The 14,648-nt window shown below is 61.8% G+C and carries 15 protein-coding genes; 9 read left to right on the forward strand and 6 right to left on the reverse strand.

Translation table 11 applies throughout. The annotated features are described in order from the left end of the window. The first annotated feature begins 3 nt into the window (after window positions 1-3). Window positions 4-1,317: an NAD-dependent dihydropyrimidine dehydrogenase subunit PreA gene (preA, locus tag GGI60_RS05155; RefSeq protein WP_183912038.1), complete on the forward strand. Its 1,314-nt coding sequence runs from the start codon at window positions 4-6 to the stop codon at window positions 1,315-1,317. A gap of 93 nt (window positions 1,318-1,410) precedes the next feature. Here preA and GGI60_RS05160 read toward each other — a convergent pair whose 3' ends face one another. The 3 genes from GGI60_RS05160 to ftrA all read right to left on the reverse strand — a co-directional run bounded on the left by GGI60_RS05160 (window position 1,411) and on the right by ftrA (window position 4,223). Continuing rightward, window positions 1,411-1,845, reverse strand: a complete 435-nt coding sequence (locus GGI60_RS05160; RefSeq protein ID WP_183912036.1) for a DUF6766 family protein — start codon at window positions 1,843-1,845, stop codon at window positions 1,411-1,413. Between the two features lie 773 nt (window positions 1,846-2,618). Next, entirely contained in the window at window positions 2,619-2,810 is a 192-nt protein-coding gene (locus GGI60_RS31890) for a hypothetical protein (RefSeq protein WP_246720299.1), read from the reverse strand. A gap of 411 nt (window positions 2,811-3,221) precedes the next feature. Beyond that, on the reverse strand, window positions 3,222-4,223 hold the full coding sequence (gene ftrA, locus GGI60_RS05170; RefSeq protein ID WP_183912034.1) for a transcriptional regulator FtrA: 1,002 nt from the start codon (window positions 4,221-4,223) through the stop codon (window positions 3,222-3,224). Between the two features lie 71 nt (window positions 4,224-4,294). Here ftrA and GGI60_RS05175 point away from each other — a divergent pair, with 71 nt between their 5' ends. Next, window positions 4,295-4,705 carry a rhodanese-like domain-containing protein gene (locus tag GGI60_RS05175; RefSeq protein ID WP_183912032.1) on the forward strand — a complete coding sequence of 137 codons (411 nt, stop codon included), beginning with the start codon at window positions 4,295-4,297 and terminating at the stop codon, window positions 4,703-4,705. A gap of 38 nt (window positions 4,706-4,743) precedes the next feature. On the opposite strand, the gene GGI60_RS05180 is transcribed toward GGI60_RS05175, so the two are convergent. Then, complete coding sequence (locus GGI60_RS05180; RefSeq protein WP_183912030.1) at window positions 4,744-5,766, reverse strand: NAD(P)-dependent alcohol dehydrogenase; 1,023 nt, start codon at window positions 5,764-5,766, stop codon at window positions 4,744-4,746. Between the two features lie 102 nt (window positions 5,767-5,868). Here GGI60_RS05180 and GGI60_RS05185 point away from each other — a divergent pair, with 102 nt between their 5' ends. Continuing rightward, the gene (locus GGI60_RS05185) at window positions 5,869-6,768 is read left to right on the forward strand and encodes a LysR family transcriptional regulator (protein WP_183912028.1); all 900 of its coding nucleotides are present in this window, start codon (window positions 5,869-5,871) and stop codon (window positions 6,766-6,768) included. Window positions 6,769-6,905: 137 nt separating this feature from the next. Here GGI60_RS05185 and GGI60_RS05190 read toward each other — a convergent pair whose 3' ends face one another. Then, complete coding sequence (locus tag GGI60_RS05190) at window positions 6,906-7,556, reverse strand: TetR family transcriptional regulator C-terminal domain-containing protein (RefSeq protein WP_183912026.1); 651 nt, start codon at window positions 7,554-7,556, stop codon at window positions 6,906-6,908. Between the two features lie 297 nt (window positions 7,557-7,853). Between GGI60_RS05190 and GGI60_RS05195 the strand changes: the two genes are divergently transcribed. From GGI60_RS05195 to hydA, 3 genes are read left to right on the forward strand one after another with little or no spacing between them, the layout of a single operon-like run. After that, complete coding sequence (locus GGI60_RS05195; protein ID WP_183912024.1) at window positions 7,854-9,107, forward strand: Zn-dependent hydrolase; 1,254 nt, start codon at window positions 7,854-7,856, stop codon at window positions 9,105-9,107. Continuing rightward, a complete protein-coding gene (locus GGI60_RS05200) occupies window positions 9,107-9,697 on the forward strand; it encodes an endonuclease domain-containing protein (RefSeq protein WP_183912022.1) in 591 nt (196 codons plus the stop codon). Before GGI60_RS05195 ends, GGI60_RS05200 begins: the two co-directional genes overlap by 1 nt. Continuing rightward, on the forward strand, window positions 9,694-11,148 hold the full coding sequence (gene hydA, locus GGI60_RS05205; protein WP_183912020.1) for a dihydropyrimidinase: 1,455 nt from the start codon (window positions 9,694-9,696) through the stop codon (window positions 11,146-11,148). The genes GGI60_RS05200 and hydA overlap by 4 nt, the downstream gene beginning before the upstream one ends. 58 nt (window positions 11,149-11,206) lie before the next feature. Here hydA and GGI60_RS05210 read toward each other — a convergent pair whose 3' ends face one another. After that, on the reverse strand, window positions 11,207-11,620 hold the full coding sequence (locus GGI60_RS05210; protein WP_183912018.1) for a cupin domain-containing protein: 414 nt from the start codon (window positions 11,618-11,620) through the stop codon (window positions 11,207-11,209). 94 nt (window positions 11,621-11,714) lie between these two features. Between GGI60_RS05210 and GGI60_RS05215 the strand changes: the two genes are divergently transcribed. The 3 genes from GGI60_RS05215 to GGI60_RS05225 all read left to right on the forward strand — a co-directional run bounded on the left by GGI60_RS05215 (window position 11,715) and on the right by GGI60_RS05225 (window position 14,620). Further along, complete coding sequence (locus GGI60_RS05215; protein WP_183912016.1) at window positions 11,715-12,500, forward strand: ABC transporter ATP-binding protein; 786 nt, start codon at window positions 11,715-11,717, stop codon at window positions 12,498-12,500. A gap of 66 nt (window positions 12,501-12,566) precedes the next feature. Beyond that, window positions 12,567-13,496, forward strand: a complete 930-nt coding sequence (locus GGI60_RS05220; RefSeq protein ID WP_183912014.1) for an ABC transporter permease — start codon at window positions 12,567-12,569, stop codon at window positions 13,494-13,496. Next, window positions 13,493-14,620 (forward strand): ABC transporter permease, encoded by a 1,128-nt coding sequence (locus GGI60_RS05225; protein WP_183912012.1) that lies wholly within the window; start codon window positions 13,493-13,495, stop codon window positions 14,618-14,620. The genes GGI60_RS05220 and GGI60_RS05225 overlap by 4 nt, the downstream gene beginning before the upstream one ends. Window positions 14,621-14,648 lie beyond the last annotated feature (28 nt).

Here is a 14,648-nt window from a genome sequence, read left to right on the forward strand (position 1 = left end):
ACAATGGCTGATCTCCGTAATAATTTCGTCGGCATCAAATCCCCCAACCCGTTCTGGCTAGCGTCAGCGCCGCCGACCGACAAGGCCTACAACGTCGAGCGCGCCTTCAAGGCCGGCTGGGGCGGCGTGGTCTGGAAGACGCTCGGCGAGGAAGGCCCACCCGTCGTCAACGTCAACGGCCCGCGCTACGGCGCGATCTGGGGCGCCGACCGCCGGCTGCTCGGACTCAACAATATCGAGCTCATCACCGATCGCGACCTCTATACGAACCTGCGGGAAATGAAGCAGGTCAAGATGAACTGGCCGGACCGGGCGCTGATCGCCTCGATCATGGTGCCTTGCGAGGAGCAGGCCTGGAAGTCGATCCTGCCGCTCGTCGAAGAGACCGGCGCCGATGGCATCGAGCTCAATTTCGGCTGTCCGCACGGCATGTCGGAACGCGGCATGGGATCGGCCGTCGGCCAGGTGCCGGAATATATCGAAATGGTGGTGCGCTGGTGCAAGCAGTACACCCGCATGCCCGTCATCACCAAGCTGACGCCCAACATCACCGATATTCGCCGTCCCGCCCGCGCCGCCAAGGCCGGCGGCACCGATGCCGTCTCGCTGATCAACACGATCAATTCGATCGTCTCCGTCGACCTCGACAATTTCGCCCCCAACCCGACGGTCGGCGGCAAGGGCAGCCATGGTGGTTATTGCGGCCCGGCAGTCAAGCCGATCGCCCTCAACATGGTGGCCGAAATCGCCCGTGATCCGGAAACCTACGGCCTGCCGATCTCGGGTATCGGCGGCATCACCACCTGGCGCGACGCCGCCGAATTCCTCGTTCTCGGCGCCGGCAACGTGCAGGTCTGCACCGCGGCGATGACCTACGGCTTCAAGATCGTAGACGAGATGATTTCGGGCCTCTCCGACTGGATGGACGAAAAGGGCCATCGCACTCTCGACGACATCACCGGCCGCGCCGTGCCCAATGTCACCGACTGGCAATATTTGAACCTCAACTACGTCGCCAAGGCGAAGATCGACCAGGATGCCTGCATCAAATGCGGCCGCTGCCACATCGCCTGCGAGGACACCTCGCACCAGGCGATCACCAGCGTCGTCAATGGGCTGCGCCATTTCGAGGTGATCGAAGAGGAATGCGTCGGCTGCAATCTCTGCGTCAACGTCTGTCCGGTCGAGAATTGCATCACCATGGAACCGCTGGCTGCCGGCACCCTCGACAAGCGCACCGGCCGCGTCGTCGATCCGAACTATGCCAATTGGACGACCCACCCGAACAATCCGATGGCCCGCCAGGCGGCGGAGTGACGAATGGCAACGCCGCGGCGAATGTCGCCCGCGGCGTGCTGCGGATCGCTGGAGTTGTGGCGCAAACTGCGCAGTCGCGTGGCTGGGACTGGCTCAAGTGGCGCCGCCGGTCCTGCGAGGCCCCCTGCGCATCTCCAACTCATGCTCGTATGGTCCCGCATGTCCTCCGGTTCTCATGAAGTGCTTATCGATCTCGGCGATGATCGTTTCACCGTTCTCTCCGGCATTTAGCCGGATGAGAGCATCGAGTTTTGCTTCCGTGCGGTCATCGTTTTCTTTTGAAGACGGAGAGCCGATATAAAGAAAATAGGCAAGACCAACGACCTGCCAGAGTAATTGCAGGAATTCGGACTGCCAGTTTTCAAAGGTGTCTCTGCTCATTTCCATGAGATAGGCATTGATATCAGGCGCTTGCCCGTGGCTCTGCTGCTCGCCGACAAAGGCGAACCAACCGAACATCCAATGGCCGGCGAGCGAAAACAGAAAGAAGGCGACGGTGATCCACGCATAGGCGTACTTCTTGAACATGATACCTCCTCTGGAAGACTTCCCTCCTCGAGTGCCGGCGGTCGCGACCAGCAGCATTTGTCGAGATCCATATCAGCCGATCCCGGGCTTGCCCTTCACGCGATCCGGCCCGGAGACCGCGGATGAAGAATCGGCGCGCCGGTCGTGAATGAAGGTACTTCACGTCCAAAGACGTCGATGAAAGCGCGCTGATTGCGCCCGACATTGTGAACAGTCCCTACTGGAAACCTCTAACGGTTCTGGAAGGGCGGGGTTCCTCGAAACCGCTCCGCTCCGGAGCAGGCTTTCGGATAATGTCCAGGTGAGGCTGCGAGACAGTCCTGTCAGCGCCCCGCCGGGACGGCCGAGTGACGGGTTTGCAACGCTGCGGCAAAGTTCGATCCGCAACATTGCGCTGAACCGGCCATAGACTTATGACGCGCATGCTGCACGACGCAGCGTGTCAACGAAGAGGAGGCAGCCATGGCTCGCAAACACCTCACCGACTTCAGCTTTTGAGGTCACGTCGAAACGGCGCAAATCCTTCCCGTCCGAAGCCCGGGTCAAGACCGGGTCGCAGATCGTTCATGGCAACGTCGAACTGATCGAAAAACTCGGCCGCGCCGATCCCTGCCCCTGCGGTTCCAGGAGGCGGTTTCAAGAACTGCTGCCTGCAATCCGGCCGCTATGACGGCATCGAACGGAATCACTATTTTCAGAGACCGTAACTGAAAGGAGCGGCGCCCTTCATCGAAGGGCGCCGTTTATCGTTGCGGTCGGACCGATATGCCGGATCACAGCTTGAAAGCCTTGACCTCGTTGCCTCGCTCGATGGTCCGGTTGGCGATGAAGCGACCGGATTTGGCCGCCTCCTGCTTTTCAGCCTCGACCTGACGCAACGGGACGAGGCTCTTCTCGAAGGTGCAGCCAAACCCGATCGCGTCAGGCTCGAGGATGGCAGAAGTGCGGAGAGCGCCATGCGGCATTCCAGCGGGTCGTTGCCCGACGTCACGAGAAGATCAATGGCGCTCATGGTTGCGCCCTCCTTGCCGGCGATTTCCGAAACACCCGGCAGTCGCGACATCTCGTCGAGCTGGTCCAAGGCGGCGCCTTCGATCCAGGCATAACTGGAAAAGAAATGATTGATGGCGCCGGATTCGACGCCGACATCATCGGGGAGCTTCCGTTCCCGATAGAATTGCCCATGACAATGAACTCTGGATATGAGCGGTCTTCATCACCGGAAACGCCGATGTTCAACCGGCATCGTCAGCCCCCGACTTAAGCCGAAACCCTCTCGGGGCGTCTGAGATATTCGTCATCGTGGCGCTCCCTTTTCCAGAACAATTGAGAGTGCCCGTTTTGGCGAAGTCAGATGAAATTGCAAGCATGGCGCGCTAACCGCAGAATGATTTCCGATAGGCGCTCGGGCTCGTCCCCAGCCTCCGACGAAAATGATGCCGCATGGTCGCGAGCGTGCCGAAGCCGCTTGATATCGCGATGTCGTCGAGCGACACCGCAAGCTCCTTCTCCAGCAGATCGCGCGCATGGCGCAGCCGCTCCTTCAGCAGCCACTCGCCGACACTCTCACCCGTTGCGGCTTCGAAGCGGCGTTGAAAGGTGCGCATGCTCATGCCCGCTCTTTTGGCGAGCAGATTGATCGGCTGCTCCTCGGATAGGCTTTCCCGCATCCATTCGATCAGCGGCCCGAGACGGATGCCCTCGCGCTCTTCCGGCACGGGCGCCGCGATGAACTGCGCCTGCCCGCCCTCACGATGCGGCGGAACAACGAGCCGTCGCGCCACGCTGTTGGCGGCATCCGGGCCGAAATCGCTGCGCACCACATGCAGGCAGAGATCGATGCCAGCCGCACTGCCCGCCGCGGTCAGCAGGCTGCCCTCGTCCACGTAGAGAACATCGGCGTCAAGGGTGATGTCGGGATAAAGCGCGGCGATCGAGGCGACGTAGCGCCAATGCGTGGTCGCCCTGCGATTGGCAAGCAGCCCTGATCCGGCCAGAACCGCGACGCCGGAGCACAGTGACATGATGCGCGCGCCGCGCTGATGGGCTGCTCTAAGTGCTGCGGCGAGCGGCGCAGGCACCGGCGCATCGATCGCCCGCCAGCCCGGCACGACGATCAGCTCCGCCGCCTCAAGCACCTCCAGTCCCTTGTCGACGGCGACCGTCAACCCGCCGGCGGCGCACAGCGGCCCCGGCTCGATGCCGCAGACAGAGAAGCGATACCAGTTATCGCCCATCTCCGGACGCGGCAGGCCGAAGACCTCGTAGGCGATGCCGAATTCGAAGGTGCAAAGCCCGTCATAGGCAAGGGCTGCGACCAGCGGCCCTTTCGTCTGATGCGGCGACGTGTTTGGCATGATCTTTACGCTATCAGTCATGATGGCCAATTTCGCAAAGCTCTACCATCGGCGATACCAAACTGCAATTCCAACACGGAAAGGAAAGACAGATGCCAAGCCCCGTCGCCGAAATACCAGCCGCCGAGCCCGATCTCGCCGCCGCCCACTATGCCGCCAAGCTCGCTTTCGAAACCGATTGCTCGGATGTCCATGCCGCCATTGCCGGCGCCAAGGTCGATTTCGTTCTCCTCGACGTGCGCTCGCCGGCCCTGTTTGCGCAATCCCACGTGCCGAGTGCGATGAACCTGCCGCACGGCAAGATGACCGCGCACCGCATGTCGGAATGGGCAAGGGACACGCTGTTCGTCGTCTATTGCGCCGGCCCCCACTGCAACGGCGCAGATAAGGCCGCTCTCCGCCTCGCCCAGCTCGGCCTGGGGGTGAAGCTGATGATCGGCGGCATGACCGGTTGGGCCGACGAAGGTTTCGCCTTCGAAAGCGAGACCGTCGCTGCCGATTAGCCGCAAGCTCCCCTCCACGACGCGAGGGAGCGCGTGTTTCAAAACTCGATGACGACCTTGCCGAATGGGCCGCGATAGAGATGATCGAACGCCTGCGGCAGTTCCTCGAAGGCGTAGCGCTTGTCGATAACAGGCTTCAGCCCGGTCCGGTCGACAGCGCGCACCAGATCTTCCAGCGCCCGGCGGTGACCGACCGAAATTCCCTGTACGATGGGCGCCTTCAGAAGCAAGGGTGCCGCAGGCCCCGAGACGTCGAACCCCTCGAACACGCCGATCACCGAGATGCGGCCGTTGACCGCCACGGCCTTCAGAGCCTCGCCGAGATGCGGCCCGCCGACGATTTCCAACACGTGGTCGGCGCCGTAATCACCGGTCAAGTGATAGAGCTGCTCCACCCAGTCACCTTCGTGCCGGTTGATCAGATGATCGGCGCCGAGGGCGGACGCCCGCTCGAGCTTTTCGGTGCTGCCTGACGTAATGAAGACCTCGGCGCCATGCGCTTTGGCGATCTGCAAGCCGAAGAGCGCGACACCGCCGGTTCCCTGCACCAACACCTGGTCGCCGGCCTTGAGCCTGCCGCATTCAATGAGGGCGAACCAGGCGGTCAGGCCGGCGCAGGGCAACGTGCTTGCTTCGGCGGCATCGAGCGTTGCCGGCGCAAGCGTGAACCACTGCTCGGAGAGCACTGTATGTTCGGACAGCACGCCCGGATAGAAGCCGCCCCGTGTCTGGTAATGCGGCGTGCGGGCCGTGCCCGGCCCCCGGCCCTCGATCCAGTCCGGGGAAAAGGTGGAGATCACCCGGTCGCCGGGTTTGAAGCGCGTGACATCCGGCCCGACGGCCTCGACCACGCCCGCCATATCCGAGGCCGGCACGAAGGGAAACTGTAGCGGCAGCCCCATGCCGCTCTCCAGGACCAGCCTGTCGCGGAAATTGAGGGAAACGGCCTGCGTCCGCACCCGGACCATCGTGCCTGATACCTCGGGAATTCCGGCTTCACCGATCTTCAGATCTCCTTCCGGTCCAATTGCCTCGGTCTGCCACTGCCTTGTCGTCTGCATCTTTCTGCTCCTTCTCGATTGAGGAGCAGCAGATATATCGTTGAAAATTCGTCCTCTGTTGCGATAATAAATCGACAGAATGGTGCCGCAATGGAAACAAATATGGAGCAGCTAAAGGGAATTTCGATCTTCGTCCAGACGGCAGAAGCCGGCGGTTTCTCAGCCGCTGCCGAACGGCTCCATCTTACCCGTTCGGCAGTCAGCAAGACGATCGCAAGGCTCGAACAGCGGCTCGGCGTCCGACTCTTCAACCGCACAACCCGGACCCAAAGCCTGACCGACGAAGGCCGGTTCTTCTATGAGCGCTGTCTGAGAGCTATCGAGGAAATCCGGATCGGTGAGGCCCAGCTCGAATCGGGCAGGCGCGAGGTCCGCGGCAGGCTGCGGGTATCGATGCCGGTGCTGTTCGGACGCCATTGCGCCGTCCCGATCCTAACCCGCCTGCTCGACGATCACCCGGATCTCGAACTCGACTTCTCCTTCAGCGATCGCGTCGTCGACCTCCTGGAGGACGGCTTCGATCTTGCCGTCCGCAACGGCCCGCTGAAGGATAATCCCGACCTGATGGCGCGGGCGATCGCCCGGCAATCCATGACGGTCTGCGCCTCGCCTGCCTATCTGGAAAAATATGGCGTGCCGCAAACGCTCGACGACCTCACCCGCCATCAGGGTATCGTCTATCGCAGGGGTGACAACGACAGGGCCTGGATCTTCCCGGCCGCCGCCGGTCCCCCGCGCGAAGTTCTGCCGAAATCGCGGCTGCGCCTCGACGATCTCGCCTCGATAGCGGACGCCGCCGTCGAAGGCCGGGGGCTTGCCTGGCTGACCTGCTGGCTGGTGCGGGACAGGGTCCTGTCAGGTGAACTCGTGCGGGTTCTGACCGATATGCCGTCCACCATTTTCGAAGCCTATGCCGTGTGGCCGAGATCGCCGGTGATGCTGCCGAAGGTGCGCCTCGCCATCAATATATTGGCGGCAAATCTGCCTCGCCTGATGGATTGAAAAGCGCGCCGTAAGGGGTGCCGAAGGCATCACCCAGGCAAACAGCCATTCGGACGCGCCCATGTTGCAAAGCCCTATACGATGGAAGGCGTAACGGATACTCTCGCCCGCATACCGCTGCCGAAAAGGCAATAACGTCAGCTCTCGGAGCGATCCGGCCGCAGCCCGCCAATAAAGAGCTGTTCCAGAAACCGCGCCGCATCCTCGAAGCGGCCTTCGCCGGCATGGTCCTGTCCAAGCACCGCGCGCACCTGCACGTCGAAATCCGCATAATGCTGGGTCGTCGACCAGATGGAGAAGATCAGATGGTAGGGGTCGCATTTGACGATCTTGCCCGATTTCGCCCAGGCGCGGATGACCTCAGCCTTCTCGTCGACCAGTTCCTTCAGCGGACCCTTCAGCTCGTCCTCGATATGTGGCGCGCCCTGCAGCACCTCATTGGCAAAGAGCCGGCTTTCACGCGGAAAGTCGCGCGCCATCTCCAGCTTGCGTCTGATATAGCTGCGGATTTCCTCTTCCGGATTGCCGTCGGCATCGAAGGCGCGCAGCGGCTCCAGCCAGGTGTAAAGCACCCGGTCGATCAGCGCCCGATGCATGGCTTCCTTCGTGCGGAAATAGTAGAGCAGGTTGGGCTTCGACATGCCGGCCACTTCGGCGATCTGGTCGATGGTCGAGCCGCGGAAGCCGCTTGCCGAAAACACGTCGAGCGCCGCTTCCAGGATCTGCTCTTCCTTCTCCTCCTGGATTCGCGTCCGCCTCAGGGTTTTCGCTGCTCTCGGTATGGTCACAGACTGTCGTTCCCCTTGAAATTCAACTTCTTCGCTCAAGTTTCGGCTGGAGGCACTCCGGCCGCTTTCTTGAGCAACTGCCCGTATTTTTATCGGCAATTTTCGTGATTTTCGTCTTGAGCCCGGCGGTGGAAGTTGTAATGTTTACCAATCGGTCAAATTATCCGCCAGATGAAAAACAAAGGCAACTGGCGATTTTCCGGCGCTCGATAAAACCAATAAGAGGCGCGGAATAGACCACGGGAACAGGCGGGCATGCCCCTTGCATGACTGCCGTAAACGGGTGAGGGCATAAAGATGGTGGCAGCACCAGGCGAGAACATGCGCGTCAATGGCGACCGTCTCTGGGACAGTCTCATGGACATGGCGAAGATCGGACCCGGCATTGCCGGCGGCAACAATCGCCAGACGCTGACGGATTCGGATGCCGAGGGCCGCAGCCTCTTCAAAAAATGGTGCGACGAGGCCGGCCTGACCATGGGCGTCGACCGCATGGGCACGATGTTCGCCACTCGCGCCGGCACCGATCCCGATGCCCTGCCCGTCTATGTCGGCTCGCATCTCGACACCCAGCCGACCGGCGGCAAATATGACGGCGTGCTCGGCGTGCTCGCAGCCCTCGAAGTTGTGCGCACGATGAATGATCTCGGCATCAAGACCAAGCATCCTGTTGTCGTCACCAACTGGACGAACGAGGAGGGCGCGCGTTTTGCCCCGCCGATGCTGGCCTCGGGCGTCTTTGCCGGCGTCCACAGCCTCGACTTTGCCTATAATCGCCGCGATCCCGAGGGCAATCTGTTCGGCGACGAGTTGAAGCGCATCGGCTGGGTCGGCGACGAAGAGGTCGGCGCCCGCAAGATGCACGCCTATTTCGAATATCACATCGAACAGGGCCCGATCCTCGAGGCCGAGGACAAGCAGATCGGCGTCGTCACCCACTGTCAGGGGCTGTGGTGGCTGGAATTCACGCTGACCGGCAAGGAAGCCCATACCGGCTCGACGCCGATGAACATGCGCGTCAATGCCGGCCTTGCCATGTCACGCATCCTGGAAATGGTGCAGGGCGTGGCGATGGGCGAGCAGCCGGGTGCCGTCGGCGGCGTCGGCCAAGTCTTCTTCTCCCCAAATTCCCGCAACGTGCTGCCGGGCAAAGTGGTCTTCACCGTCGACATCCGTTCGCCCGATAAAGCCAAGCTCGACCGCATGCGGGCAAAGATCGAGGCGGAAGCGCCTGGCATCTGCGACGCGCTGGGTGTAGGCTGTTCCGTCGAGGCGATCGGCCATTTTGCGCCCGTCACCTTCGACGAAAAGCTCGTCACCTCTGTCCGCTCCGCCGCCGAACGGCTCGGCTACAGCCATATGAACATCATCTCCGGCGCCGGCCACGACGCCTGCTGGGCCGCCAAGGTAGCGCCTGCCACCATGGTCATGTGCCCCTGCGTCGGCGGCCTCTCGCACAATGAGGCGGAAGAGATTTCCAAGGAATGGGCGACGGCGGGCGCCGATGTGCTGTTCCATGCGGTGGTGGAGACGGCGGAGATTGTGGTGTGATGTCTCATGTCGTGCCCGGAGCCCCCTCATCCGACCCTTCTGGCCACCTTCTCCCCGCTGGGGAGAAGGGATTGGTGGACATCGCGGCTTCCCCCTTCTCCCCACGGGGAGAAGGTGCCCGAAGGGCGGATGAGGGGGCTCCGGGCGCGACTAAAATTATCAAACAGGATATACGCAAGCATCGTCCCGCGAAAACCGCACAAGCCCGCCAGCTTCGCCAAAACGAAACCGAAGAAGAATACCACCTTTGGAGCGATCTGCGCGCCCGTCGCCTCAACGGTTATAAGTTCACTCGACAAGTTCCGCTTGGCCCATTCATCGTCGATTTCCTCTGTCGTGAGGAACGGCTGATCGTCGAAGTCGGTGGCTTCCAGCACGCCGACAGCGCGACGGATCAACGCCGAACCGAATGGCTCAATGCCAATGGCTATTCGGTACTGCGCTTCTGGAATCAGGAAATCTCGCGCGAGCGGCGCTCCGTACTCGAAACGATCCTTGCGGCCTTGCAGGGGCGGCTCGAATTCAGTCCCGAACCGCCCGGCTTCTATTCGCCAGCCGCATTCACAAATAAGGATAGGCAACGATCATGACCACAGTCATCAAGAACGGCACCATCGTCACGGCCGACCTCACCTATAAGGCGGACGTCAAGATCGACGGCGGCAAAATCGTCGAGACCGGCCCGAACCTCTCGGGCGACGAAACGCTCGACGCCTCCGGCTGTTACGTCATGCCTGGCGGCATCGATCCGCATACCCATCTGGAAATGCCCTTCATGGGCACCTATTCCTCCGACGATTTCGAGAGCGGCACGCGGGCCGCCCTTTCCGGCGGCACGACCATGGTGGTCGATTTTGCTCTTCCCGCCCCGGGCCAATCGCTGCTCGAAGCGCTGACCATGTGGGACAACAAATCGACCCGCGCCAATTGCGACTATTCCTTCCACATGGCGGTTACCTGGTGGAGTGAGCAGGTCTTCAAGGAGATGGAGACCATCGTCCGCGACAAGGGCATCAACACCTTCAAGCATTTCATGGCCTACAAAGGCGCGCTGATGGTCGACGATGACGAGATGTTCGCTTCGTTCCAACGCTGCGCCGAACTCGGCGCGCTGCCGCTGGTGCATGCCGAGAACGGCGACGTCGTCGCTTCGATGTCGGCAAAGTTGCTAGCCGAAGGCAATAACGGCCCAGAGGCGCATGCCTATTCCCGCCCCGCCGAAGTCGAGGGCGAAGCCACCAACCGCGCCATCATGATCGCCGACATGGCCGGCTGCCCGGTCTATATCGTCCATACCTCCTGCGAACAGGCGCACGAGGCAATCCGCCGGGCGCGCGCCAAGGGCATGCGCGTCTATGGCGAACCGCTGATCCAGCACCTGACGCTCGACGAGAGCGAATATTCCAACCCGGACTGGGATCATGCCGCCCGCCGCGTCATGTCGCCCCCCTTCCGCAGCAAGCAGCATCAGGACAGTCTCTGGGCCGGGCTTGCCTCCGGCTCGCTGCAGGTGGTCGCAACTGACCATTGCGCGTTCACCACGGCGCAGAAGCGTTTCGGCGTCGGCGACTTCACCAAGATCCCGAACGGCACCGGCGGTCTTGAAGACCGCATGCCAATGCTCTGGACGCACGGCGTCAATACCGGCCGGCTGACGATGAACGAATTCGTCGCCGTCACCTCGACCAACATCGCCAAGATCCTCAACATCTATCCGAAGAAGGGCGCAATCCTAGTCGGCGCCGATGCCGATATCGTCGTCTGGGACCCGAACCGTTCGAAGGTTATCTCGTCCAAGACCCAGCAGTCGGCGATCGACTACAACGTCTTCGAGGGCAAGGAAGTGACCGGCCTGCCGCGCTACACGCTGACGCGCGGTGTGGTGGCGATCGAGGAAAGCACGATCAAGACCCGCGAGGGTCACGGCGAATTCGTGAGGCGTGAACCGGTCACAGCTGTCAGCAAAGCACTGTCCACCTGGAAGGAGATCACCTCTCCGCGCAAGGTGGAACGCAGCGGCATCCCGGCAACCGGCGTATGACGATGATCACCTCCGACACGGCCATCAACCGGGAACCGACGCCTCCATGCGGATAAGCTTACGCCGGCACCAGCGCGTCCAGTTCCGGCAGAAGCATGACGCTTTCCTGCTCGTGGGGATCGGTGCGGGCGATGACCGCCGTGCAGGGCGTGCTGCTGAGGTTCGCCGGCAGATGCGGCACACCGGCCGGGATGTAGAAGAGCTCGCCGGCATGGGTGATGACATGATGCTCCAGCCGGTCGCCGTACCAAGTATGGGCTTCGCCGGAGAGCACGTAGATCGCCGTCTCATGCGCCTCGTGCAGATGCGCTTTAGCACGCACGCCGGGCGGAATCGTCAGGAGATGCATGCAGATGCCTTTGGCGCCGACGGTCTCGGCCGCTATCCCTTCGAAATAGCTGAGCCCCTGCTTGCCATCATAGGCATGGTTCGGCCGAACGATGTGGCAGGTGGGTTTTGATGTCGCGTCCATTTTCTTCCTCCAACAATTGCGCCGCCGGCAGAGCTGGCAGCTATGGTAACATGCAAACCGCCTTCCGGCGGGGAAAACAAGATCGGTCGCATTGATGCAAGCACCCTCCGTCGTATCCGCCAAGGACCTCTGTCTCACCTACCAGGCGAATGACGGCCCGGTGCGGGCACTGAGCGACGTCAATCTTGATGTCCGCAAGGGCGATTTCGTCTCTTTCATCGGCCCGTCGGGCTGCGGCAAGACGACTTTCCTGCGTGTCATCGCCGATCTCGAGAAGAGCACGTCGGGCGAGATCTCGATCAACGGCATGACGCCGGAGCAGGCCCGCAGGGCCCGCGCCTACGGCTATGTCTTCCAGGCACCGGCGCTCTATCCCTGGCGCACCATCGAAAACAATATCGCCCTGCCGTTGGAGATCATGGGTTATGGCGGCGCTGACCGGACAAGGCGGATCGCCGAGGCGCTCGACCTCGTCGGTCTCTCCGGCTTCGAAAAGAAATTTCCCTGGCAGCTTTCCGGCGGCATGCAGCAACGCGCCTCGATCGCTCGCGCACTCGCCTTCGATGCCGACCTGCTCTTGATGGACGAACCCTTCGGAGCCCTGGATGAGATCGTCCGCGATCATCTGAACGAAGAACTGCTGAAACTCTGGGCCCGCACCAATAAGACGATCTGCTTCGTCACCCACTCCATCCCCGAGGCCGTCTATCTCTCGACCAAGATCGTGGTGATGTCGCCGCGCCCTGGCCGCGTGACCGACGTGATCGACTCCACCCTTCCGGCCGAACGCCCGCTCGACATCCGCGACACCCCGGAATTCCTGGAAATCGCCCACCGCGTCCGCGAGGGGCTGAGGACGGGGCATAGCCATGAAGTTTAGGCGATTGCACTCCGAAGCTAGAGGAGGCGGCTGCGCATCGGGCGTCCAAAAATCGAGGCAGTCGTTATGAGACCCGACACCCTCAAGAACAAGGTCATCCCGGTCACCGCCATTCTGCTCGCCCTCATCGCCATCTGGTATGTCGCCGCCATTCTCATGAATGCGCCATTCCAGCGCGACATGGATAGCCGCGCCGGCGTAACACCGACCACGATGGAATTCATCGGCAAGACGCTGTCGCAGCCGAAGCCGATCTTGCCGGCGCCGCATCAGGTGGCCCAGAACGTCTATGAGAACACCGTCCTGCGCAGCCTTTCGAGCAACCGCAGCCTCGTCTATCACAGCTGGGTGACACTCTCCTCCACCCTCCTCGGGTTTGGCTTCGGCATGCTGCTCGGCATTCTTCTTGCCGTGCTGATCGTGCACAACCGCGCCATGGACCGCTCACTGATGCCTTGGCTGGTAGCCAGCCAGACGATACCGATCCTCGCCATCGCGCCGATGATTGTCATCATCTCCTACAACGTGCTGACAGGTGACAATGCACTGGCGCATCTGCTGAATCTCGATTCCGACGCCTCCCGCCTCGTCTCCAAGGCACTGATCTCCACCTACCTCTCCTTCTTCCCGGTCGCCGTCGGCATGGTGAAGGGGCTGCGCTCGCCCGAAATCATGTATCTCGACCTGATGCGCACCTATAATGCCAGCCCGATCCAGACCTTCTGGAAACTGCGCGTCCCTGCCTCGATTCCCTTCCTTTTCACCTCGATGAAGGTCGCAATCGCCGCAAGCCTCGTCGGCGCCATCGTCGGCGAACTGCCGACCGGTGCGACCGCCGGCATCGGCTCCAAACTGCTTGCCGGCTCCTATTACAGTCAGACCATCGATATCTGGGCAGCTCTGGTTGCTGGATCGCTGCTGGCGGGAATCCTTGTCGCGATCGTCGGTCTTGCAGGCAAGATGGTTGATCGCGCCATGGGCGGGAGACTGGCATGAGACATCTGAGCTTCTCCTGGCAGGGCATCGTCGCCCTCCTCCTCTGCCTTTTGGCACTGATGAGCCTGCCGCTGTTGGCCGAGGGTGCGTCGCGACCCTTGAGCGATGGGACGGCGAGCCTCATCCTCATTATCGTCGCCGCGGCCGCTCTCCTGTCTTTCGCGCCGCAGCCGCCGGCCTACCGCGCCACTGTGCTGTTCATCGGCGCTCATGGCGCCGCCTGGATGCTGCTTTCTGCTCTTTCCGGCAATCAGGCGACGGCTACGCGGGCTTTCTTCCTGCTGCTCTTTGCCTCCTGGCTGCTTGCCTGGCGCTGTGTCACCGAGCTTTCGAAGCTGCAGCCTGTCACCACTTTCGGCAAATCGACGCTCCAGCTGCTGATTCCGGCGATCTTCGGCGCCTGGATTCTCATTCTTTGGGAGGCGATCACGCGCGGTGCCGGCATCCCCTTCATCCTGTTGCCGCCGCCGAGTGCCATTGGCGCCCGCATGATGACCTCCTTGCCAATTCTCGGTGCGGATGTCAGGCAGACGATCTTCAAGGCGGTACTGATCGGTTATGTCATCGGCTGCCTCAGCGGGTTCGTCGTCGCGGTGCTGGCCGACCGCGTCTCTTTCCTGCGCCGCGGCCTCTTGCCAATCGGCAACATGGTATCGGCCCTGCCGATTATCGGCATCGCGCCCATCATGGTCATGTGGTTCGGCTTCGACTGGCCGTCAAAGGCCGCCGTCGTCATCATCATGACCTTCTTCCCGATGCTGGTGAATACCGTCGCCGGCCTCGCCGCCTCCGGCAGCATGGAGCGCGACCTGATGCGCACCTATGCCTCGAGCGACTGGCAGACGCTGTTCAAGCTCAAGCTGCCGGCAGCCATGCCCTTCATTTTCAACGCACTAAAGATCAACTCGACGCTGGCGCTGATTGGTGCCATCGTTGCGGAATTCTTCGGGACGCCGATCGTCGGCATGGGCTTCCGCATCTCCACCGAGATCGGCCGCATGAATGTCGACATGGTCTGGGCGGAAATCGCCGTTGCGGCGCTGGCCGGCTCGATTTTCTATGGCATCATCGCCCTGACGGAACGGGCGGTGACGTTCTGGCATCCGTCTATCCGTGGTGGCTAGGCGCGCGCGGGCTTCGCAAATGAGATCC

The organism is Rhizobium lentis (assembly GCF_014200175.1).
GTDB classification, from domain to species: domain Bacteria; phylum Pseudomonadota; class Alphaproteobacteria; order Rhizobiales; family Rhizobiaceae; genus Rhizobium; species Rhizobium mulingense.

What these genes read in the sequence shown, in the direction of transcription:
- ftrA (WP_183912034.1), bottom strand. Translation starts at nt 4,223, where the DNA reads ATGACTGATAGCGTAAAGATCATGCCAAACACGTCGCCGCATCAGACG.
- GGI60_RS05185 (WP_183912028.1), top strand. Translation starts at nt 5,869, where the DNA reads ATGGAGCAGCTAAAGGGAATTTCGATCTTCGTCCAGACGGCAGAAGCC.
- GGI60_RS05225 (WP_183912012.1), top strand. Translation starts at nt 13,493, where the DNA reads ATGAGACATCTGAGCTTCTCCTGGCAGGGCATCGTCGCCCTCCTCCTC.
- preA (WP_183912038.1), top strand. Translation starts at nt 4, where the DNA reads ATGGCTGATCTCCGTAATAATTTCGTCGGCATCAAATCCCCCAACCCG.
- GGI60_RS05220 (WP_183912014.1), top strand. Translation starts at nt 12,567, where the DNA reads ATGAGACCCGACACCCTCAAGAACAAGGTCATCCCGGTCACCGCCATT.
- GGI60_RS05210 (WP_183912018.1), bottom strand. Translation starts at nt 11,620, where the DNA reads ATGGACGCGACATCAAAACCCACCTGCCACATCGTTCGGCCGAACCAT.
- GGI60_RS31890 (WP_246720299.1), bottom strand. Translation starts at nt 2,810, where the DNA reads ATGCCGCATGGCGCTCTCCGCACTTCTGCCATCCTCGAGCCTGACGCG.
- hydA (WP_183912020.1), top strand. Translation starts at nt 9,694, where the DNA reads ATGACCACAGTCATCAAGAACGGCACCATCGTCACGGCCGACCTCACC.
- GGI60_RS05200 (WP_183912022.1), top strand. Translation starts at nt 9,107, where the DNA reads ATGTCTCATGTCGTGCCCGGAGCCCCCTCATCCGACCCTTCTGGCCAC.
- GGI60_RS05180 (WP_183912030.1), bottom strand. Translation starts at nt 5,766, where the DNA reads ATGCAGACGACAAGGCAGTGGCAGACCGAGGCAATTGGACCGGAAGGA.
- GGI60_RS05195 (WP_183912024.1), top strand. Translation starts at nt 7,854, where the DNA reads ATGGTGGCAGCACCAGGCGAGAACATGCGCGTCAATGGCGACCGTCTC.
- GGI60_RS05215 (WP_183912016.1), top strand. Translation starts at nt 11,715, where the DNA reads ATGCAAGCACCCTCCGTCGTATCCGCCAAGGACCTCTGTCTCACCTAC.
- GGI60_RS05160 (WP_183912036.1), bottom strand. Translation starts at nt 1,845, where the DNA reads ATGTTCAAGAAGTACGCCTATGCGTGGATCACCGTCGCCTTCTTTCTG.
- GGI60_RS05175 (WP_183912032.1), top strand. Translation starts at nt 4,295, where the DNA reads ATGCCAAGCCCCGTCGCCGAAATACCAGCCGCCGAGCCCGATCTCGCC.